Here is a 23,000-nt window from a genome sequence, read left to right as displayed (position 1 = left end):
CGAGAATCGAAATATTTATATGTGAGATTTACCAACCATCTATTGTCGAAGTATCGGAAGTATGCTTCTGTATTCCGATTAATAAATTTAGAATTATAAAAAATTTTCAAGAGAGTTCAATATGGTAAGAAAAATCGCAATTTATGGAAAAGGTGGAATTGGAAAATCCACAACTCAACAAAACACGGCAGCTGCTATGACACATTTTCATGATAAAAATATCATGATTCACGGCTGTGATCCTAAAGCGGATAGTACCCGACTGATTTTAGGGGGAAAAATGCAAACCACCATGATGGACACTCTCCGAACAATGGGAGAAAGCGGCTGTACTCCTGAGGCAGTACTGGAAACCGGTTTTGGTGGAATTAAATGTGTAGAATCTGGTGGTCCTGAACCTGGTGTGGGATGTGCTGGCCGGGGTGTAATAACTGCTATTACACTCATGGAAAAACACGGGGTATATGAAGAAGATCTGGATTTCGTATTCTTTGATGTTCTGGGGGATGTGGTATGTGGAGGATTTGCTATGCCGGTAAGGGATGGTAAAGCCGAAGAAATATATATTGTGGCTTCTGGTGAAATGATGGCACTCTATGCAGCTAATAACATCTGTATAGGTATGGTAAAATACGCCAAGCAAAGTGGAGTTCGATTAGGCGGAATTATTTGTAACAGTCGTAATGTAGATGGTGAAAGAGAACTACTGGAAGAATTCTGTGAAAAAATTGGAACTCAGCTGCTCTACTTTGTACCTCGAGACAACATTGTACAGAAAGCTGAATTTAATAAAAAATCCGTCATAGAATTCGATGAAGAATGTAACCAGGCTAATGAATACAAAGAGCTGGCACATAAAATTATTGAAAATGAAAATTTTGTTATTCCTACTCCTATGACCATGGATGAAATGGAAGATCTGGTATTGAAGTACGGAATGATGGATTAAGGCTGGGGCTTGGAATTGTTATATTGGAGGTTAGCAAAATGAAAATGATTAGAGCAATTATAAGGCCGGATAAGACTGAAAAAGTTGTAGATGCATTATCAGAATCTGGATATGTGGCCTTAACGAAAATGGATGTAATTGGTAGAGGTAAACAGAAAGGTATTAAAATTGATAAAATCTACTATGATGAATTACCTAAAACCATGCTTTTACTGGTGGTAGAAGATGATGAAACAGAGGGTATTGTGGATATAGTAAATGAAACCGCGTTTACTGGAAGTTTTGGTGATGGAAAAATATTCATAAGTCCTGTTGATGAGGCATACACTGTTAGAACTAGAACTAAGGGATTATAAATAATATAATCTTGAAATTGTACAAATCACGAATTAACGATTATTAAGAAATAAAATACAGGTGTGCCTCATGAAAGAAATAATAGCTATCATCCGTCCTAATAAAATGGCTGCTACTAAAGAAGTGCTCACTGCACTGGGATTCCCGGCAATGACTGCCCATAGGGTTATGGGAAGAGGCAAACAAAAGGCCATAATCGATGAAGTTTCATTTGAAATACAAAAAGAGGAACTTCATAAAAAAGAGGGCAGCATGCGTTACATCCCCAAAAGATTAATGATACTAGTAGTGCCTGATGAAGATGCTTCTTTAGTTGTAGAAGCAATAATGCGAGTTAATCAAACCGGACAAATTGGGGACGGTAAGATATTTGTATGTCCTGTTGAAGAAGCCATTAGGGTAAGGACTAAAGAGAAAGGAGAAGAAGCCATAACTTAAGCCATAAATTAATTATGGCTTTTAATTTAACCTTTGCTGAAATTGAAAAGAAAATTAGATAATAATTAGGATATTAGCACATCAAAATTAGATTTTTAACTAAAATAATTCTTTCATTTCAGTAAAATCATTAAAATCATGTATTTGGGAGAGTAATATGCCTTTCGATCTATTTGAAGTTGATAAAGAGATTCCAGAACGGAAAAAACACATTTACATTAAGGATTCTAAAGATCCTAAAGAACACATTCCAGCCTGTAACACCACTACAGTTCCAGGGTGCATGACTGAGAGGGGTTGTGCTTTTGCTGGAGCAAAAGGAGTAATTACTGGTGCTATTAAAGATGCACTTCACGTGGTTCATTCTCCGGTAGGATGTACGGCCTATGCTTATGGTACCAAAAGATACCCAACTACTCCAGACATGCCCAATGGGGATAAATTTCCTATAGAAAACTTTAATCTTAAATATATCACTGGAACCGACATTAGGGAGTCTGATGTGGTATTTGGTGGCATGGACAAGCTTAAAAAATGTATACTAGAAGCAAATAAAGAGTTTCCAGAAGCTAATGCGATATATACCTATGCAACCTGTACTACAGGGTTAATTGGGGACGATATTGATGCAGTTTCTCGAGAAGTTGCTGAAGAAATAGGTAAAGACGTTATTCCTATAAATGCTCCGGGATTTGCCGGACCTACCCAGTCCAAAGGGCACCAGGTAGCCAATGACACCTTATTTGAAACCCTGGTAGGTACCAAAGAGCCACCTTACACCACAGAATATGACGTAAATTTGATTGGTGAGTATAACATTGACGGAGACCTCTGGCTTCTTAGAGAATACTTTGAAGAGATGGGAATCAACATCCTCAGTACCTTCAGTGGAGACTGCTGTCACGACGAAATAGGATGGATGCACCGGGCCAAACTGAGCCTGGTTAGATGTCAAAGATCATCCAACTACATTGCTAAACTGTTAAAAGAACGTTACGATATTCCTTACATAAAAGTGGATTTTTTTGGAGTTAGATACCCCACTGAAAACTTGAGAACTTTGGGTGAATACTTTGGAAAGCAGGAAGAAGCAGAAAAAGTTATTGAAAGCCGGATGAAATGGATCAGACCAGAACTGGATAAACTTAAAGAGAAGCTGCAGGGTAAAAAAGTGTGGGTTTTCTCTGGTGGGCCTAAAAACTATCACCTTCCCGAGCCTTTAGAAGAAGAGCTGGGAATGGAAGTAGTAGCGGTTTCCACCATGTTTGAACACGAAGACGGCTACGAGAAAATCAAAAAAAGAGTAGGGGAAAATACGGCCATAATTGACGATCCTAACTCCCTGGAAGCTGAAGAAATCATTGAAAAATACAAACCGGACATTGTATTATCTGGTGTCAAGGAAAAATATCTGGCCCACAAGATGGGTGTGCCTTGTATATTAATCCACTCCTATGAAAACGGACCATACATTGGTTTCGAAGGGTTCCTTAATCTGGCCAAAGATATGTATGCGGCCATTTACAACCCGGTATGGAAACTTATGGAATTCGAGCCAGAAATGGAAGAAGAACTTTCAGTGGAAAATACCTCCGAGGAAGAGGCTCCAGCAAGCGCGGGCAAATAAATTAAAATTTAAAATTAGGTGATTTAATGAGTGATGTAAATATTGTTGAAAGGGGAAGAACCCTGGTTGTAAACCCTCTGGTAACTTGCCAGCCCCTGGGGGCCATGTTTGCCACCTTGGGTATTCACCGTGGCCTGCCACTGGTGCATGGATCTCAGGGATGTAACACTTTCGTGAGATATGCTTTCAACCGACATTTCAGAGAACCTGCTGAAATAGCTGTTACCTCTCTCCACGAGGACGCTGCTGTTTTTGGAGGTAGAAGTAATCTTATAAGTGGTATTAAGAATCTTTCCAAGAGATTCAGGCCAGATTTAATTGGAGTAGTTACCACCTGTTCCAGTGAGATTATTGGGGACGACGTGGAGGGGTTCATGAAAGTGGCCCACAAAGAATTAGCTGAAGAAATAGGGGAAGAAAAGGCCAATAAAACTAAATTAGTACACATTGCCACGCCTAGTTTTGTAGAACACCATTTTCGAGGCTATGGTAATGCAGTTAAGGCTTTTGTGAACACTTTGGCTGAAGATCCTACTGAAAATAATGAAAAAGTGAACATTATTCCAGGTATGGTAAATCCAGGAGACATAAGGGAAATAAAACACATGCTGGGTCTTATGGGAACTGAAGCCATCATGTTAACGGATACTTCTGATCCTTTTGACTCTCCTTTAAGACCTTCCACCACAGAATCAATGCCTTTCTATCCTAAAGGTGGTACTCGGGTGGAAGAAATCGCAGATTCATCTAATAGTCTGGGAACTATTTCTTTACCATTCTATGGTGATGATGCGGCCAATTCTCTGGAGAAAAAGTATGATGTGCCTGCTAAAATTGGGCCTATGCCTATTGGTGTCCAGAACACAGATGAATTCGTGAGAAACGTTACTAAATTGACGGGCCTGGAAGCCAGTGAAGAACTGCTGGATGAAAGAGGACTTCTCATAGATTCCATGGCAGATTTATGTTCCAGATACTTATTTGGAAGGAAAGTTGCTATTTATGGGGACCCAGCATTGGTAATGGGCATGGCCCGATTTGTATGTGAAATGGGAATGATTCCTTCGTTTGTTTGTACTGGTGTGGAGAATCCTGAATTTGTGGAAGAGATGAAAAAGGTTGGTAAAGAATCTGAGGGCCCAGTAGAAGTCATGCCCGGATCTGATTTAAGGGCTTTAGAAGTAAGATTAGAGGAAGAACCTGTTGATTTAGTAATTGGAAACTCTGAAGGACGTTTAATAACTAAAGATCTAGGTATTCCTTTGGTAAGAGTAGGATTTCCGGTTTATGATCGTGCAGGATACCATCGAGTACCTATTGTAGGTTACAATGGTAGTGTAAACCTAATTGACCGTATAACTAATATGGTTATGGAAAAATACTACGATGAACAGCACTGGAAACTTCAGCAATAATTCAATAAATTAGCTTAAATTAAATTAAATCAAATTTGAATTTAAGAGAGATATTAATAATCTAAGTTAATTATTGAATTAAAAAATTTAATTAATCTCTTTTTTGTTCAAGAAGAGTAAAAAAGAGAATTTAATTAAATTAATATACTACTTTTATTTAAATTTTTTAAAATTCAATATTCAATTTATAATTATATGGGTTTTTACTGAATAATTTGCATGAAATTAATAAATTAGTTGATAATTATCATTAAAATATCATAAATCAAGCCGTGGTGGTGTATTATGAAAAATTCCTCAAAAAAATTTAATGGATCTGAATCATTAAAATCAACTGCTAAAGAGCCTTTAAAGGAATTAAAATCAAGTGAATCACCACAAAATGATGACTTGATTATTACTGAAGTTCCAGACTCAATCATAAAAACTCTGGAATCCCGAATAGATCACATGTGTGTGAAAAAAGACGAAGGTGATGAAGGAGGCCCCACATGTAACATGGCCTCTGTCCCTGGGGCAGTTACTCAAAGATCCTGTGTATATGGTGGGGCGAGAGTGGTTCTAATGCCTATAACTGATGCCATACATTTGGTACACGGTCCTGTTGGATGTGCGTCTTGTACATGGGATATTCGTGGAAGTAGGAGTTCTGGAGAAGAATTATATAAAAAAGGATTCTCCACTAACCTTCAGGAAAAGGACATTGTATTTGGTGGTGAAAAAAAATTATTTGATACAATTATTGAACTCAATGGAATTTACAATCCCGCAGCCATATTTGTCTATTCCACCTGTGTAGTAGGATTAATTGGTGACGATTTAAAAAGTGTTGCTAGGGAAGCAGAAGAAATCACCAAGTGTCGCATTATACCTGTTCAATCTGAGGGATTCAGAAGTTTTAATAAATCTCTGGGCCATCAACTGGCCTGCGATGCCATGCTAAATCATTTGATTGGGACTGGAAAACCGGAAGAAACTGGATTAGATCAAAAATCACTGGTTTCAACTCAAGAAAAAGGCCCCAATTTAAATATTGTGGGAGAATTTAATGTGGCTGGTGATTTGTGGGCTATAAAGCCATTAATTGAGAAAATGAGTATAACTGTTCAATCGGCCATAACTGGGGACTCCTGCGTAGAAGAAATTGCCAATGCCCATCTAGCTGTTTTGAATATCGTGCAATGTCAGAAATCTTCTAATTATCTGGCCCGGCAAATGGAGGAAAAATACGGTATTCCTCACCTTAAAGTTAATTTCTTTGGAATAGAAGATACGGGTAAATCTCTGCTTTCCATTGCTGATTTTTTCCAGGACCAATATCCTGAAATCAGGGAAATAGCTGAGAAAATAATTGAAACAGAAATAAAAAAGGTAAAATCTGAAATAAGCCACTATAAAACCAGATTAACTGGAAAAAGAGTAGCGGTTTACGTGGGTGGTAATAAGGCCTGGTCTCTTATCAGTGCCTTTGAAGAGCTGGGAATGAAAGTTATAATGACTGGAACTCAGAACGGACTACCTGAAGACTACCACCGAATAATGGAGACAGTAAGTGAAGGTACTCTGGTGGTAGATGATGCCAACTCTATGGAACTGGCCAAACTACTGAAAAAATATCATCCTGATTTAATTGTATCTGGGGCTAAAGAAAAATATATGGCTCACAAGTTAGGCATTCCTTTCTGTGACTTTAATCATGATAGAATAAGCTCATTTGCAAGTTTCAATGGATTTATAAACTTTGCCAAAGAAGTAGACCGGGCAGTTTCCAGCCCGGTATGGAAATTAACCTCAAAATATTATCAGGGGATAGTTAAAAATGAATGAAGATAAATTACTCCCTAATGAAGATTCAAAATGCCAAGATTTAACTGGCTGCGATTCAGGTTCACATACAATCTGTAAGGGGTCATGTGCTGAAATTAGCATTCCTAAATCAAAAAAACATTTTGCAGTGATTAATCCCTCAAAAATGTGTCAGCCTATGGGTGCGGTACAGGCTCTTTTGGGAATTGAGGGAGCTATGCCACTAATTCATGGTTCTCAAGGATGCAGTACTTATTTGAGGTTCCAGATGTGCAGACACTTTCGTGAACCAGTAAATATATCATCCACCTCCATGAGTGAAAGTACAGTAGTATATGGCGGAGAAGAAAACTTATTAAAAGCTTTAGAGACAATTTGGAGGGAATACAAACCAAAATTAATTGGTGTAACCTCTAGCTGTCTCACTGAAACCATTGGGGATGATATGGGTCTCATAATCCGAAAATTCAGATCAGAGCATCCTGATGAAGAATTACCACCTATAATTCCCATATCCACACCCAGCTATTCTGGTTCACATGTTGATGGGTATGATAAAGCAGTTAAATCGCTTCTGGAAAATATGGCTGTACAGAATCAAGCTAATGATAAAATAAACATTATAACGGGAAATATTTCCCCAGCAGATGTCCGGGAAATTAAGGAAATTCTGGAACTAATGGAATGTTCTAGTATCATACTCACGGACAATTCAGAATCCCTTGATGCACCCCACACAGATTCTGTTTCATTTTTACCGCCTGCAGGAACTAAAGTAAATGAAATAATTGATTCTGCAAATTCTAAAGCTACTATTTCCTTATGTAAACATGCCAATTCAGGAGCAAAGTTTTTGGAAAAACGTTTTGATGTCAAATCCATATCTGGGCCTCTTCCCGTGGGATTAAAAAACACAGATAAATTCATCTCAGCAATCTGCCAAATTCAAAATTGCGATCTCCCCGAGAAACTGGAAAAGGATAGAGGTCGGCTTATTGATACTATAATCGATGCTCACCCTTACAATTATCAAAGAAAAGTGGCCATATATGGTGACCCGGACGTGGTGAGTGGTTTGGCTGGATTTACTGCAGAGCTGGGCATGATACCGGCAGTGGTCTGTACTGGTGCTGAAAATACTCGCTTTCTGGACGACATGAAAGAAGTGGCCAAAGAAAACTCTACTAAACCTGCAGTAATGGAAGGATGCGACCTTTATGATCTTCAAAATTATATAAAAGACAATCCAGTTGATTTGCTGATTGGAAATTCTTACGGGGCGCGTATAGCTAATGAAGAGAATATTCCTCTTTTTAGAGTAGGATTTCCTATATATGATAGAATGGGTGCTCAGCGAACCCCTATTATTGGTTATTCAGCAGGAATCAGATTAGTGGATACTCTGGCCAACATGATTCTGGAAAAGTACTATGATGCCTCAGGATGGGAAATTGAGTGAATTTAGAAATTAGATGATTTAAATAATGATTAAGATTGAAATGAGGTTAAAATATGGGTGAGAATATTCGAATTGCGATAGCTTCCAGTGATGGTAAAACTGTAAATATGCATTTTGGAGATGTTTCGCACTTTCTCATATTTGAAGTGGAAGGAAATCAGGTTAATTTCATGGAACTAAGAGAAAAAGAAAAAAAACCACTCCAAGAGCATTCAGACCGGTGGATGCAATCTCTGGATATTATAACAGATTGTAAGGCCATTTTATGCAGCAGAATGGGCCAAAAACCAGCTTCAAAACTTGAAGAAGAAGGTATAATTCCATTACAATTCTCTGGGACTATTGCGGAGGCTATAAAATACTACTTAAAGGAAAATGAATTAGAGATGATTAGAGATTAATATAACTATTTTGCTAAAATATTGTCTAGAAATAGAAAATATCAGTATTTAGAAGGTATCGAATTGAAAAAAATTTTAACGGCCTGTACTAAGGACTGTCCGGGATCCTGTAGCATAATTGCCACGGTAGATAATGGTAAAATAACTTCCTTAAATGGAAATCCGGAACATGCCTACACTCAGGGTTTTTTATGCCCCAGCACTTCTAAATTCCTCAAAGACAGGTTTTACAATCCTAAAAGGATACTCCATCCCATTATAAAAAAAAATGGGGAATGGGAAAGAATATCCTGGGGTGAAGCACTTCAAATAGCAGCAGATAAAATATCAGAAACCATCCAGGAGCATGGGGTAGAATCAATACTTTATTATCAAGGATTTGGTGCCAGAACTGCTCTAAGAATTCTTAATAGAAGATTTTTCAATCTTTTAGGAGGGGCATCCACTCTCTATGGTACGGTATGTGGAGGAACTGGTCAAGCCGGCCAGGAGATGGATTTAGGTGAAAGAATATCACATGACCCCATAGATCACTTAAATAGTAATCTTATAATTATATGGGGACGAAACCCGGCAGTTACTGACCTTCATATATGGAAAATCATTAAAAAGGCCAAAAAAAATGGGGCAAAAGTGGTAACTATAGATCCGGTAAAAACCAGAACTGCAAGGGCCAGTGATATTCATTACCAGCCAAAACCGGGCAATGACTCCTATCTGGCCATGGCCATGGCCAAGATTATTTTAAAAGAAGGCCTAGAAGACCAGGAATTTATTGAAAATCACAGTGAGAACTTTGACCAATACCAGAAAATCCTGAATGATTATACTCTGGAAGAACTGGCTGTAAAATGTGATATTCCCTTATCTGAGCTGGAAATTCTGGCTAATATTTATTTAAACGGCCCTAGTAGCATTATAACTGGTTGGGGTTTGCACCGTTATTTAAAAGGCCATTTAATTTTTAGAATGATTGATGCACTGGCCGCGGTTTCTGGAAATCTGGGAGTTTCTGGTGGTGGAGTAAGCCAGGGATTTGATGAATTTGGATTTTTTGATGATAAGTGGGCTGCTGAAGAACTCGCACCACATCATCGAAAACTTCCCATGCCTACCATTGGTCAGGCCATTCTTGATGCCGAGCCCCCCATAAAATTGATATTTTTAACCGCCGGAAATCCCGTGGCCATGTGCCCTAACTCCATGAAGGTTAAAAAGGCTTTTAAAAGTGCAGATTTTGTAATAATGGTGGATCAATTCTTAAATGACACTTCACAAACTGCAGATTTATTTTTACCCGCCACCACTTTCCTGGAGGATCAGGATTTGTTGGGAGCCTATGGTCATCACATTGTATCTCCATTAAATCCGGTGGCAGATCCTCAAGGTGAATGTAAATCTGAATTGTGGATATTTCAGCAACTGGCCAATATATTAGGCTTTGGTAATGACATGGCTGGCAACAACCAGCAATGGCTGGAGAAACTGGCGGATCCTATCCTTAAAAAAGGAATTAATCTTGAAAATCTCCTGGAAAAACCGCAAAGAATTCCTGGCCCTCCAGTTACTCCCTATTCAGATAAGCAGTTTTTCACCGAATCTCGAAAATTCCAGTTTATTAACGAATTTGAAATGAATGAATGCGATCAATATTCTGAAAAAAATGAATTTACCCCGGATAATTTTTCTTCCAAAGAGAATGACAGTAAAATAGAGAATATACGCGATTCGGGTGATTATTCTTTAAGATTGCTTTCCATAATGCCTGAAAAATGGGTGGGTTCTGAAATTCCAGATAAAGAAATGGTAAAGGACCATTTAGAACTTAAGGTTCACCCTCAGATACTGGAAAGCCTTGGTTTGAAAAATGGCGATTTAGCAATTTTAGAGTCAAAATCAGGCTCACTAGAAGTTAAAATTTCATCAGACCCTGATACCCGGAAAGACTGCGTATCTACTTATAGGGGGGGCTGGATTGTTCACAATAAATGTGTTAATATTTTAACAGAAGATATGATCAGTGAAAAAGGTAATGGGACTCCATATTACGAGACTATGGTCAGGATTAGAAAATTAAGTGATAATTAATCCGGTATTAATTGAATAAATTAATTTTCATGTTTAAATTTTTCATATCCTTTCATTTTTTCTATTATTTGATACTTATTTTTTTAATTTATTTATTTATTTATTTTAAAAAGAAAAAGAACTTTAAACAAGAAAAAAAGATAATTTCATTCCCCATTCACTTTTAATGGGATACAGGCCTTTCTGTGTTCTATATCAACTATTTTTACCTTTATATTGTATATTTCTTCCATATTCTCTTTGGTGATTACTTCTTCAGGAGAACCTATATCAATAAAGCTTTTTCCTTTCATTAAAGCTACTTTATTGGCGGAAATGAAGGCCTGATCAGGAAAATGGGATGACATTACTATGGAAAGTCCATTTTTGGCCAATTTTTCTATTATATTGAGTGTTCTCATTTGATTTCCAAAATCAAGGTGCGATGTTGGTTCATCAAGTAAAAGAATACTGGGTTTTTGAGTTAATATGCGGGCCAGAAATACCAGTTGCTGTTCTCCCCCACTTATTTCTGTGTATGATACATCTCGCATGTGGGTAATTTTGAGAGTTTTCAAGGATTCTTCCGCAATTTTAATATCTTTTTCTCCAGGGGAAGCAAACATATCCAGGTGAGGGGACCGGCCCATGAGAACCACGTCTAGAACGGAAAATGGAAATGTTGAATTGTGTATTTGAGGTATATAACCGATATTTTTAGCTATTTCTGTTTTATTAAGAGAATAAATATTTTTTTCATTAAATAAAATTTTTCCAGAGCTTAATTTCATCAGACCATTAATACATTTGATTAATGTAGTTTTACCTGTACCATTGGGTCCTAGTATGCAAAAAACGTCTCCCTTTTTCACTGAAAAATTAATATTTTCAAATATATTGTGTTGGCCGTCATAGGAGAAACTGGCATCAGATACCTGCATCAAGCAATTTTTTAAAATGTCTGAATTCGGCCTATCAGCAATAGTGGCGGGCCTTAAAATACTCATGACCATCCCTCTTTACTTTTTGCTAGAAGATATAGAAAGAAGGGAGCCCCAATTATGGCTGTCAATATGCCCAGGGGAATTTCCACGGTGGTGATAGTACGGGCCACATCATCTATTAATAGGAGAAAAAAAGCTCCCATAAAAATACTGGCTGGTAAAAGTACTTTATGGTCTGGCCCTACAATCATTCGAGTAATATGTGGAATAACCAGACCTATCCATCCTATTATTCCACTTATACTGACTGCTGCAGCAGTAACGATAGTACAACAGGTTATTATAATGATGTGAAGTTTTTTAGTGTCAACTCCCAGGGTTTGAGCTTCGTCTTCGCCCATGGAAAGCACATTTATTCTCCAACGTATTAATAAGAGAATCCCACTGCCTACTACCATGGGCGGGGTAACCATTAATATGTCCTGGTTGGTAACGGCAGATAGACTACCCATTAACCAGAAAACTATGGTGGGTAACTGTTCATAAGGATCTGCCACATATTTAATCATTGAGATAAATGCGGAAAACAGGGCCGCAATGGCTATCCCGCATAAAACCAAAGTGAGCATGGAAGTACCTTTAAAGGTTTGACTAATCATGTAAGTCAGGCCCACTGCCAATAGTCCTCCCATAAATGCTGAAAATTGTACCATAAATGGACCGGCAACGAATAAAATGGCAAGAGCAGCTCCAAAACCGGCACCGGCTGAAACTCCTAATTTATCTGGAGAAACCAGAGGATTTTTGAACATACCTTGAAATGAGGCCCCGGCTATGGATAAAGCCGCGCCAACCATCATGGCAGCCATAATTCGTGGCAATCGAATTTGAAAAATAACTACCTCTACTGAAGGAGGTATATTATAATTCACCAGTGTTGTTTTCGCAGCCAGGGCCATTAAAACCTCTGAAGGAGATATGGGATATCTGCCTATTAAAAATGAAATAAAAAATAAGATAATTAAAGGGATTACTAGTAAAGAAGTCACTGATAATTTTTTTACCAGAGAATTATTTATCCAGGACTTGCTAGCATTTGAATCATTAATATTCGCATCTTGGGAAGAATTTCTGAACCTTAATTTAGTCAAATTATCAGCAGCCTGTTTTTTGGAATAACTTCTTTAAATTTTTTTGAAAAAAATTGTTTAAAATCTTTAAGAATAATTTTTTAAACTATTAATATTTGTTTTTAAATTATTCTACAATTTTCTTCTCAATTTTTCAAGTATTTTTCAAACCAGAAGAGCTTAATATATTGGTTGCTTCCTGGTCAGTTAGGTTGTAATGGTAATATTCGTTGTAGAATTCTTTGGTTATTTTTTTAAGATCCATGTCCTGGAATTTATCTGGATATAAGATTTTAGCGGTCCAGGGTATACCTATTATGGTATTGGCACCAGGAGGTCCTTCAAACCAGTTAAATGGTGATGTGGGGACCATATACACTTGTTTTTCTTTCACTGCTTTAACATCGGCCCATAATGAGTTAGAATAAATATTATCATAGAAATGTTGATTACTGGTGATTATAATGTCCGGGTTCCACTGTAGTATTAATTCCATGGAAACTCCTACACTACCTTTTGTTAAAGGAGCTTCCACCACATTTTTTCCCCCGCAAATTTCAATAAGCTGAGTATGGGTAGAACCAGGAGGATTGGTCATTAGTCCGGTGGAATCCCGTGCATAGTACACTTTTTTCCTTTCACTTTCTGGAATGGTGGATACAGTGGAATTTACTTCCTTGGTCATGTCATTGTAGAAGCTAATTAACTTGTCAGATTGTTCCTGTTTGCCGATTACTTTTCCTAAAAACTCCAGTGAAGGTGTGATGCTGGTTAAATTGTTGTCTCCTTCAATATCCAGGGTAGGTATGCTCCCAAACTTACTTTGAATTTGATCCACCTGGTCTACAGTTCCCCCATGCCCTATCAAGACTATGTCTGGATTCATGGAGATTATATTTTCGTAATTAGCATCTTTTTTACCTCCTCCAATAACCGGAAGGCTGGAATAAGTTGATTTCATGTAAATATTTTCTGCACGGGTTCTTTTTTCATTCCATCCAATCATCTTTTCTGGAGCCAGCATAAAAAGCTCTACAGTGGTGGATGCTGAAATAGAAGCGACTTTATTGGTTTCAGATGGAATATCTACATTACGGCCCAGCATATCTGTAACTTGCTGGATATCAATGCCAATGGATTGGTTGGTGTCAAAAAATAGCCATACTACTCCGCTGGCTATGAGAATAATGGATATTATTAGAATTACAGGGGATTTTTTATTCAATGTATTCACCTAGCTTTTTTCTGATTAAGATTTTACTTTATAAGAAATTAAGGATATTTTAGGATAGTTTTTTAAGATTAGGTTCTATTCGGGTGGAGATAATAATTTTATTTTATTATTTAACTGATAATCATAATTAACTAATTGCATTAATAAACATATTGTTAACTTTTTTTCGATGTAATAATATTTTATTAGCACTTAAAATTCTTTATTTTTATTTTAAATTATACGCTGATATTTTTTAATTTTTTTATCAAGAATTATCGATATGTATTTATATTCTTTTCAATAAATCAAAAATATCAAATTTTATAAAAATAAATGGAGAGGGGTATATGAGAAAGTCTTTAATTTCAACAATACTCATGTTTTTAATAATTAGTTTAATGGCGGGGTATGCTTTTGCAGATTCAGGAATAATAATTAATAATGGGGTAGATAAGCCCCTGGTAAATATTGGTGATAATGTGACCTTTATGGTAAATTTAACCAATAATGGTTCTCTAAATTATACAAATGTTCAGATACAAGCTTTATTGCCGCCGGGATTACAATATATCTCTTCCAGCGGTACTTATTCTAATGCAACAGGGATTTGGAATGTGGGAAATTTAAAATCTGGTGTTTCAAAACAGCTTTATATAACCGTAAATGTTTTGGAAGCATTGAAAGGACAAATGGTGGATTTCACATCGTCATTGTTTTATACTGATCAAAATGCCACAACCAATAATGGGCTGGTGAGTCTCACTATAAGTAACAATTCCACTTCAAATAATACCAACAACACCACCAACAATACTAACGCCACTAATACATCCAATATAATTTTAAAAAGCATGGTGGATAAATCAACAGTTAATCCGGGAGATCTGATTAATTTCACGGTTTCTATAAAAAATAATGGAACCAAAGACCTTTCAGCTTTACAAATTCAAGCACTACTGCCCCCAGGTTTAGAATATGTATCCCACGGGAATAATATAACCAATAATAATTATACTGACGGGATATGGTATCTAGGTAATTTAAGAGCAGGTAATCAAAAATATCTTAATATAACTGCCAGGGTATCTCTAAATCTGTCTGGTCAACAAACTAATTTAAATTTTAAATTAATGCCTAATGTACAAAATGCCACAGTCGCTGATTTCCTGGTTAATCTGTCAATTTCAAACAATACTGCGGGTATATTAAACAACAATACTACCAGTTCCTTAGTGGAACCTAAGGATAGTGCATGGAAAAGCGATTTGCTGGATAATGGCAGTTCTTACACTTCTCTGGTAATGGATTCCTTAGGAAACCCTCATCTGATCTACACCCAATTGCCAGTTTTAAAATATATTTATAAAACCGAAAATGGTTGGATTAATGAAACCATAGCAAATAATACTACTAGCCGGGGAACTGGGTTTTATCCAGATTTGGCCCTAGATTCATCTAATAATCCATATGTGGTATATAATGATGGTAATACGGCTCTTAAATACGCTTACAAGGATCATTCCGGTTGGCATTTCGAAAATATCTTTTCAGGAGATGTATCCTATACCAACATCATCATGTATAATAACAGTCCCTGCATAAGTTTCTTTGATAATGGGGCAGAAACAGTAAAATATGCTTACAAAAATGGCACAAGTTGGGTTGTAGAGTCTGTTGCCCGATCGGCGGGTCATTATAACTCTTTGATTCTGGATTCTACTGGAAATCCTAGAATCGCTTACCACGATGATTATTATGGGGATCTAAGATATGCTATGAGAATCGGCCCTAATAATTGGAAAAACGTAATTGTGGACAATTCTTCTCATGTGGGATCCTGGAACTCATTGACTTTGAATTCACAGGGAAATCCTCAGATAAGTTACATCTTACAGGATGGAGGACTTAAATACGCCCAATGGAATGGAATAAACTGGATATATGAAATACTTGATAATTCAACTGTTCAGGGGACTAATATGGTACTGGACTTGGCAGGAAATCCCCAAATAGCTTATTTAGACACAATTAATCAAGTATTGAAATTAGCTTATAAAGATCAAAATAGCGCAGCTTGGAATATACAAAACATAAATATCACTTCTGGTGCTTTTCCATGGATTTCTCTGGCCATGGACTCTCTGGGAGTTCCCCAAATAGCCTATTCTAATGGTAATGGGTACCTGAACTATGGTTATCTTAACCCAATTGCTGCAAAAATTAATTCTACTCCAGAATCCGGTTCTTATAAGTCTCCTGTGAGCTTAATATTAACTCCAGATAAAAATGGAACTATTTACTACACCACAGACGGTTCAGACCCTCGTAATAGTTCCAGCAGACTGGAATATGTGGGTCCAGTTAATGTTAGTACAGAAGGCAATACCATAGTAAAATTCGCGGCCATAGGAAACTATAGTTACTGGAAAAATGTCTGGTCTGATGTTTACACTAAAAACTACACCTTAGACACTCACGCACCATCTGTAGCATCAGACGTCCCCAGTGGTAATTACAACACCTATAAATATGTAAAAATTACATCAAGTGATTCTTCAACCATATATTATACTACTGATGGAAGCGACCCAGTTACCAGCCCAACTAAGATTAAATATACTTCACCTATTAAAATAAGTAAACAAGGAACAAACTATTTAAAATACTCCGCGGTTGATAGTGTAGGAAACTGGGCGGCAGTTAATACTAAAACTTACCAGTTAGCTTTTCCAATGGCTTCCTTAACAGTTTCTAACAAGGGCACGGGAAAGATATCCTTAATTTACTACTTAACAGTTCAACTACCGGACAATCAGAAACAGTACAAGAAATTCAGCACAAATCTGTATCCTAACAAAGCATATGTTTTAAACCTGGGTAAATATCCAGTGGGTACTAAATTCACTTTTGCAAAGTTCATCTACAATAAATCGCCCTACAGAAAGACAATAAACGTGTATAACAAGCTTACCATGACTGGAAAAACTGCTTTTACTCAGAGAATATACTTAACTAAAGTATATCCTTCTAAAAGGGTTTATTCATCAATTTTGATGGAAATATCCAGCACAGGAATAAAAGCCAAGGTTTTACAAGTCCCTGTACGTAAATAAAATATTATTTTTTTTTTATTTTTTAAAATATTCTAAAAAAAGATAAAAGACCTAAAATTACATTATTTGAAAATAGCTTTTCAATTAGCAAGATTTTTAATTTATTGGATGATGAAAATGATAAATATTAAACCTTTTTTGACCGTTATTCTGACATTTTTTATTGTGTGCTCAAGTTCGGGGATAGCTTTTGCTGATTCAAGCGGGGTTTTAACTGTTCAATTTAATAAACAATCCGTTAATGTTGGAGATCAGGTTCAAATAACTGTTAATGCGTATAATACTGGAACTGTGGGCTGGAACAATGTTATTGTTTCTCTTCCTGTTCCTGATGGGCTAAAATATTTATCTCACTATACCTCAGTTTCTAAAGCTGACTATTCATCTTCTTCAGGTTCATGGGTGGTTGGAAACATGAGACATGATTCTAATGGTAAAACTAAAACTATTTACATATCCTTTGAAGTTTTACCATCTGCTGAAGGAAAAACAGTGAGAGCAAATGGTCATTTTAATAGCATCACTTTAGAAACTACTCAAGCTCAGTTTGCCAGCCATGTGTCTTCAGCATCTCCAGACACATTAAAAGTTAAAATAAATAAAAATGAAACGGGTAATGGTACGGGTAATGGTACGGGTAGTGGTAATGGTGCTGGTAACGGCACAGGTAATGGCACTGCTTCATTTTACGAAGAAATATTTGGCAATATAGTCAAAAGCGATAATACTACAGGTATAGGCAATAATCTGGAATACAAGGCAAATATATTACAAAGCAGTGGTGGAGGTGAAGGCCAGGAAGGAAAAAATGCTTATGAAGTTACTAAAGAAAATACTGAACCTCAACAAACACCTTCAAATTTATTGCAAGCTTTAATAGCCGGTTTAATAATTTGTGGTCTAATTGTATTTGGTTATTTCAAAGGGATACGGGGTAACTAATCAATAAAAGGATAAAAATAAATGATTAATCTCCAGTTAATTCAAGAGGTCTATTAAATGATGGAAAATTTATTTAACAGTGAAATTTTAACCAGTGCTTTGCATTTAATTTCCCAAGCACTTCTCATACCAGTAATAATAGGCCTATTACTATTTTTTGCCTATGCCTTAGTCAGCTTGGGAACCCTATTTTATGAATATTATCATAGAATTCGTATCAACATTAAGCAAATTGAAAGTATGATTATTTCCGTGGGAAATACTGAAAATCCTCAGAAAATAGTTGAAACGGTAAAAAATGCCATTATTTCTCAAAATCAAAAGAATGCTTTGATTCAGTTAGCTGAAAGTTTCAGGATAAGTTCTAAATCTCGGGAAGCATTTGCCAGGAAATTGTTGGAATCAGAAGAAATAAAAGCGGCAAAGAAGCTAGAGAAAACAGACATAGTTACTCGATTAGGACCTACTCTGGGTTTAATGGGTACTTTAATACCAATGGGTCCTGGATTAGCTGCTTTAGGCGGGGGAGATATCCAGGGATTATCCCAAGCCATTATTGTAGCTTTTGACACTACGGTAGTTGGTTTGGCTGCTGGGGGCCTGGCCTATGTAATTTCTAAGATTAGAAGAAGATGGTATGAAGAAGATCTTTCTAACTTGGAAGTGATGGCTGAATCAGTTCTGGAAGTGATGAAAAATGCTTAGAAGAAGTAGTAGGAGGTTAATATCTATTGGAGGTGAAGAAGATCCCATGGCAGGTTCGGCCAATCTGGTGGATGCCATGCTGGTCTTATCAGTGGGGTTTTTAATTTTTTTAGTTATCTCCTGGAATATGCAGAGTGTAATTTTTAGTGACATGAATCCTCAAGAACGTCAAGACACAATAAAAGCCATGAAAGAAGTAGCTCAAGTTAAAATGGGTGAAAAAATTAATGAAACTCCCCAATCTGCTTCTGGATCAGGGAAAGGAATGGAAGAAATGGGGAAAGTATATAAAGATCCTAAAACCGGAAAATTGATTATGGTTCAGGGAGGATAATCATTTTATTTTTTTTTATGATGTTATTAAAGAAGATAATTTAATCTATCGAATCATAAAAAATAGTAATATGGGCTCTAATCGCAATATTTAAATCTTAAAAACCTTATTATTTTAAAAATAATCTTAAGAGGTAATTTAATGACTATTTACGTTTGCATGGATGATACTGACAATTTACATTCAAGAGGCACCGGACGATTGGCCCGGGCAGTGGCAGATGAACTGGCCAAAAATTATCCGCTTAGGGGAGTTACTCGGCACCAGCTTTACTTTCACCCGGATATTCCCTACACCTCTCACAACAGTTGTGGGGTAATCCACCTGGAATCAGATGACCAGAATGAATTAACGGATATTTTTGAAATTGCCCGAGAAGAAATGCTCAACGACTTTATTGAAGGCAGTGATCCTGGTCTGGCCGTAGCTCATCACAGTCAGATTTTGCCTCCATTGGTGGCATATGGTCGAGATGCAAAAGACACTGTCTTAAATCAAGGTAAATCAAGAACACTTGCTAGAAACCTGGGAATAAGATTAGAAGGCCTGGGTGGAACAGAAGATGGGGTTATAGGGGCCATGGCTGGATTGGGTCTAGCTTTTACTAATATTGATGGCAGATTTCTGCAAATTGGGAAAATCAGAGACCTTACTGGCGCCCAAACTGTGGAAAACCTTCTTGATGCTGGAATTGATATTGTTTTTAATATTGATGGTAGAATCGTGACCAATGGTGAAGTCATTAATGAAGAAAATAAGCCTGTAAAACCATGCCCTGTTAATGGGAAAGCAGTTTTATTTGTGGAAGAAGGAAGGGATGGCCTTCTTACGGCTGTTAAGCGCAATTGATTTTTAATAAAATTCATAAAACAATTTTGATTATTAATTAAGATTATTAATAAAATTCTAGACTTTTTAAACCAAAACTATTTTTTAATTAAACATTTTTGATAATATTTTTTTAAATTTTTATTAAAACAAACATAAATCATAAAAATAATTTTTCAAACTATATCTTAATCAATATAAGAATATAAGATTATTTTTACCATACTTTAAATAAAAACTTCTTTTAATTAAATAAATAAATTAAGGTTCAACTATTAAAATAAATTATGCTAACTTAAAGCATATGGGTGGACAATTATTCAAATCTAATTAATAGTCTCAGCATACACAGATAAAGTCATAAATTTATAAATATAGTAAATGTTGATTTCATATTATTTAAAAACATGAACGGCCGAGGCCTTAAACTGAATCCATACTGGTGAACCAATGGTAAGTTCCATGTCTAAAAAGGATTTTCTCGTCATGTAAACCATGAAAATTTCCCCTGAAACACTTATTTTAACATTAACCAATGCACCCTGTTTACTTATCTCTGTAACCTCGCCCTTAAATTCATTTAAGGCGCTGGTTTCTACTTTATTAAGGGAAAGCGTAATATCTTCTGGCCGAATACTCACATGAACCGAACCATTCAATGATTCAGACGAATAAATAGTTAATGAGCTAGTTTTTATGGCAGATAATCCTTCGGAAGCTGCTTCAGCATGGCCCTGGATGATATTCTTAACCCCTACAAAATCGGCCACAAAACGATTCTTTGGTTTACTAAAAACATCTTCCGGGGAGCCAATCTGGAAAATTTTATGATTTAAAATGGCAATTTCATCACATAATCTTTGGCCCTGGATTAAATCGTGGGTAGCCATTATAACTGTGTTTTCATTCTTTTTAAGCTCCAGGATTATTGATTCAATTTTTTCAGTGGACAGGGGATCCAGATTAGCAGTTGGTTCATCCAGAACTAAGAGTTCTGGTTCATTAATAAGCACTCGAGCCAGCGCCATTCGTTGGGTTTCCCCGCCAGATAGGCTGGAAGCATCCCGGTCTTCGTAACCTCCCAGCCCCAGGGATTCCAGTTTTTCACTTATTTTTCCTTTTAGTTCATTTTTGTCACGGCCTCGTATATCCGGGCCATAAGCCACGTTTTCCATAACGGTTCCTCTAAAAACCACTGGTTTTTGAAATACCATGCCTATTTTTCTTCTAATTTGAATTTTTTCTTTTTTTGAAGAATTTAATACATCAATATCATTAAAAACAATCTTTCCAGAATCAGGAGTTTCCAGCAAATCAATTATTCTAAGTAATGTGGTTTTTCCACATCCTGTAGGGCCAATAAGCCCTAAATTGGTACCTTTTTTAATTTTAAGGTTAACATTAAGTAGAATCTCTTCTTGATCGTATTTTTTTGAAATTCCTTCTAATTCTAAAATATTCATGTTTTCTCCTGATTATTTTAAATTATTTTTCCTGATTTCAGTGGGGTTTAATTCTTTTTTAGATTCATTATTTTGGATTTTTTACAGTTAAGGTTCCTGTATCTGGTTAAGTATGAGATTGATTATAAGTGCTATGCCCAGCAGGATAATCCCTAAAGCTATGGAAAGCTCTAAATTACCTTTAGATGTTTCCAGAGATATGGTAGTGGTTATTACTCTGGTGGCCCCTCTGATATTTCCTCCAATCATAATGGCCACACCCACTTCGGATATGGCTCTTCCAAATCCCAGAATCACAGCGGCCATTATGGCGTACTTAGCCTCGCGCATTATGGTGTAAATGGTCTGAAATTCACTGGCTCCCAGGGAAATAGATAAATCTGTGAGGTCTTTCCCCACGGTTTTAAGGGCAGTAATAGTAAATCCAATTAATATGGGTAATATTAAAAGGGTCTGACCTATTATCATTCCAGTGGGGGTGAACAATAGATTGAGATCACCGAATACTCCTTGTTGGGAGAGTAGCAAAAATACAAATAAACCCACCAGGACTGTGGGGAGACTGTATAAAGTTTGAATTAGATTTATCAGACTTCTTTTGCCCTTAAATTTTTTAAAATTAATTAATCCTCCCAGGGGAATGGCAATTAGGGCTGCTATGAATGTGGCTGAAAGAGATATGAAAAGAGTACGGGTGGTTATTTCAACTAATTCTGGATTTAAGGTTAAAATTAGATTTATAGCCTGTAACATTCCATTTAAAAACTCGTTCATTAAACCACCAAAAAATGAATATATGGGTGTTTAACCCATTAATTTATATATTTATCCCAAAAAATTTCAAAAAAAATAAGAGAATTAGAAAAATCAAACTACCTAAGTAGGTTCACCTTTTCCATACAAGGGAATAAAAAGTGCTTGTCCGTATTTTTCTTTACCATAGTTTCCAATTAACTGCTGGCCCTCGGTTGATAAGAGGAAATCAACAAATTCCATGGAAGCATTATAATTTACGCCTTTTATCTTTTCTGGGTTCACTGGTATGGCAGAATAAACATTTAAAAGATCTTTACCACTGGTCAGGTAAGGAACTAAAGTTATATTTCCTTTAAATGCCAGGTAAGTACCAGAATCAGATAGAGTGTAAGCCGATTTTTCATTGGCAATGACTAAGGTATCACCCATTCCTTTTCCAGTTTCAATGTACCAAGAAGATCCATTTATACTGGAGTTGTAATTGGCTTTAGTATTATTCCAGATTTTCAATTCACGAGAGTTGGTCCCGGAATTATCTCCTCTGGATACAAATTTTACGGAAGAATTTGCTTCTCCAGCTTCCATAATCTTTTTAAATGCTTCTGTGGCATTTTTCATGCCTTTTATTTTCGCAGGATCGTTGGTTGGTCCCACAATATAGAAGTAGTTGTAGGCAAATGGATATCTCTTGGTTCCGTATCCATCGTCTATGAATTGCTGTTCTTTCTTCTTATCGTGAACTATAACCATATCGGCGTCACCTTTTTCCCCGTATTTAAGTGCGATTCCAGTTCCTGCTGAGACAAATTGCACATCGATGTTGGGATGTTCCTTCTCAAAAGCGGTTTCTAAGTTATCAACCAGTCCAGTATCTTCTAAACTGGTTGTGGTTGATATTCGAAGGATTTGCTTTTCCTGGAAACCCCCATTCATGGCATAAGCCCCAACACCTATCAATGCAATAATCATTATTAATATTGCTGCTAGAATCTTATTATTCATTTTTAACCTCCAAAATATTAATTAGAATATTAAAAAATTTCTTAACAA

Annotated in this window: 20 protein-coding genes; 14 read left to right on the top strand and 6 right to left on the bottom strand. The window is 36.4% G+C overall.

Translation table 11 applies throughout. From position 1 onward, the window contains the following. Positions 1–121: 121 nt before the first annotated feature. The 9 genes from nifH (at position 122) to Q7I96_08820 (ending at position 10,540) form a co-directional block, all read left to right on the top strand. Positions 122–949: a nitrogenase iron protein gene (gene nifH / locus Q7I96_08860; GenBank protein ID MDO9627716.1), complete on the top strand. Its 828-nt coding sequence runs from the start codon at positions 122–124 to the stop codon at positions 947–949. Positions 950–987: 38 nt separating this feature from the next. Then, positions 988–1,305, top strand: coding sequence for a P-II family nitrogen regulator (locus Q7I96_08855; protein ID MDO9627715.1), 318 nt, complete (start codon positions 988–990; stop codon positions 1,303–1,305). Between the two features lie 70 nt (positions 1,306–1,375). After that, on the top strand, positions 1,376–1,744 hold the full coding sequence (locus Q7I96_08850) for a P-II family nitrogen regulator (protein MDO9627714.1): 369 nt from the start codon (positions 1,376–1,378) through the stop codon (positions 1,742–1,744). A 157-nt stretch (positions 1,745–1,901) separates the two neighbouring features. Then, positions 1,902–3,371: a nitrogenase subunit alpha gene (locus Q7I96_08845; protein MDO9627713.1), complete on the top strand. Its 1,470-nt coding sequence runs from the start codon at positions 1,902–1,904 to the stop codon at positions 3,369–3,371. Positions 3,372–3,397: 26 nt separating this feature from the next. Next, a complete protein-coding gene (locus Q7I96_08840) occupies positions 3,398–4,786 on the top strand; it encodes a nitrogenase component 1 (GenBank protein ID MDO9627712.1) in 1,389 nt (462 codons plus the stop codon). 285 nt (positions 4,787–5,071) lie between these two features. After that, positions 5,072–6,613, top strand: a complete 1,542-nt coding sequence (nifE, locus tag Q7I96_08835) for a nitrogenase iron-molybdenum cofactor biosynthesis protein NifE (protein ID MDO9627711.1) — start codon at positions 5,072–5,074, stop codon at positions 6,611–6,613. Further along, positions 6,606–8,051, top strand: coding sequence for a nitrogenase iron-molybdenum cofactor biosynthesis protein NifN (gene nifN / locus Q7I96_08830; GenBank protein ID MDO9627710.1), 1,446 nt, complete (start codon positions 6,606–6,608; stop codon positions 8,049–8,051). Before nifE ends, nifN begins: the two co-directional genes overlap by 8 nt. A gap of 53 nt (positions 8,052–8,104) precedes the next feature. Further along, a complete protein-coding gene (locus tag Q7I96_08825) occupies positions 8,105–8,452 on the top strand; it encodes a NifB/NifX family molybdenum-iron cluster-binding protein (protein MDO9627709.1) in 348 nt (115 codons plus the stop codon). Positions 8,453–8,515: 63 nt separating this feature from the next. Beyond that, positions 8,516–10,540, top strand: coding sequence for a molybdopterin-dependent oxidoreductase (locus Q7I96_08820; GenBank protein ID MDO9627708.1), 2,025 nt, complete (start codon positions 8,516–8,518; stop codon positions 10,538–10,540). 146 nt (positions 10,541–10,686) lie between these two features. Here the strand turns inward: Q7I96_08820 and Q7I96_08815 are convergent, their stop codons facing one another. The 3 genes from Q7I96_08815 to Q7I96_08805 all read right to left on the bottom strand — a co-directional run bounded on the left by Q7I96_08815 (position 10,687) and on the right by Q7I96_08805 (position 13,818). Next, entirely contained in the window at positions 10,687–11,526 is an 840-nt protein-coding gene (locus tag Q7I96_08815) for an ABC transporter ATP-binding protein (protein MDO9627707.1), read from the bottom strand. Continuing rightward, positions 11,523–12,542 carry an iron ABC transporter permease gene (locus Q7I96_08810; protein ID MDO9627706.1) on the bottom strand — a complete coding sequence of 340 codons (1,020 nt, stop codon included), beginning with the start codon at positions 12,540–12,542 and terminating at the stop codon, positions 11,523–11,525. Before Q7I96_08810 ends, Q7I96_08815 begins: the two co-directional genes overlap by 4 nt. A gap of 205 nt (positions 12,543–12,747) precedes the next feature. After that, complete coding sequence (locus Q7I96_08805; protein ID MDO9627705.1) at positions 12,748–13,818, bottom strand: ABC transporter substrate-binding protein; 1,071 nt, start codon at positions 13,816–13,818, stop codon at positions 12,748–12,750. A gap of 338 nt (positions 13,819–14,156) precedes the next feature. Between Q7I96_08805 and Q7I96_08800 the strand changes: the two genes are divergently transcribed. The 5 genes from Q7I96_08800 (at position 14,157) to Q7I96_08780 (ending at position 19,752) form a co-directional block, all read left to right on the top strand. Further along, a complete protein-coding gene (locus Q7I96_08800) occupies positions 14,157–16,922 on the top strand; it encodes a chitobiase/beta-hexosaminidase C-terminal domain-containing protein (protein MDO9627704.1) in 2,766 nt (921 codons plus the stop codon). Positions 16,923–17,039: 117 nt separating this feature from the next. Beyond that, the gene (locus tag Q7I96_08795) at positions 17,040–17,864 is read left to right on the top strand and encodes a hypothetical protein (GenBank protein MDO9627703.1); all 825 of its coding nucleotides are present in this window, start codon (positions 17,040–17,042) and stop codon (positions 17,862–17,864) included. A gap of 57 nt (positions 17,865–17,921) precedes the next feature. Then, positions 17,922–18,569 (top strand): MotA/TolQ/ExbB proton channel family protein, encoded by a 648-nt coding sequence (locus tag Q7I96_08790; GenBank protein ID MDO9627702.1) that lies wholly within the window; start codon positions 17,922–17,924, stop codon positions 18,567–18,569. After that, positions 18,562–18,903, top strand: a complete 342-nt coding sequence (locus tag Q7I96_08785) for a DUF2149 domain-containing protein (GenBank protein MDO9627701.1) — start codon at positions 18,562–18,564, stop codon at positions 18,901–18,903. The genes Q7I96_08790 and Q7I96_08785 overlap by 8 nt, the downstream gene beginning before the upstream one ends. Before the next feature lie 141 nt (positions 18,904–19,044). Then, complete coding sequence (locus Q7I96_08780; GenBank protein ID MDO9627700.1) at positions 19,045–19,752, top strand: ABC transporter substrate-binding protein; 708 nt, start codon at positions 19,045–19,047, stop codon at positions 19,750–19,752. Positions 19,753–20,126: 374 nt separating this feature from the next. Here the strand turns inward: Q7I96_08780 and Q7I96_08775 are convergent, their stop codons facing one another. From Q7I96_08775 to Q7I96_08765, 3 genes are all read right to left on the bottom strand, one after another. Further along, positions 20,127–21,194, bottom strand: coding sequence for an ABC transporter ATP-binding protein (locus Q7I96_08775; GenBank protein ID MDO9627699.1), 1,068 nt, complete (start codon positions 21,192–21,194; stop codon positions 20,127–20,129). A gap of 87 nt (positions 21,195–21,281) precedes the next feature. Next, positions 21,282–21,968, bottom strand: coding sequence for an ABC transporter permease (locus Q7I96_08770; protein ID MDO9627698.1), 687 nt, complete (start codon positions 21,966–21,968; stop codon positions 21,282–21,284). A 102-nt stretch (positions 21,969–22,070) separates the two neighbouring features. Continuing rightward, positions 22,071–22,952 (bottom strand): substrate-binding domain-containing protein, encoded by an 882-nt coding sequence (locus tag Q7I96_08765; GenBank protein ID MDO9627697.1) that lies wholly within the window; start codon positions 22,950–22,952, stop codon positions 22,071–22,073. Between the last annotated feature and the right edge of the window lie 48 nt (positions 22,953–23,000).

The organism is Methanobacteriaceae archaeon (genome assembly GCA_030656015.1).
Taxonomy (GTDB): Archaea; Methanobacteriota; Methanobacteria; order Methanobacteriales; family Methanobacteriaceae; genus UBA349.
The sequence above is the reverse complement of the archived record's forward strand: the minus strand, read 5'-3'. Positions and strand labels throughout refer to the sequence as shown.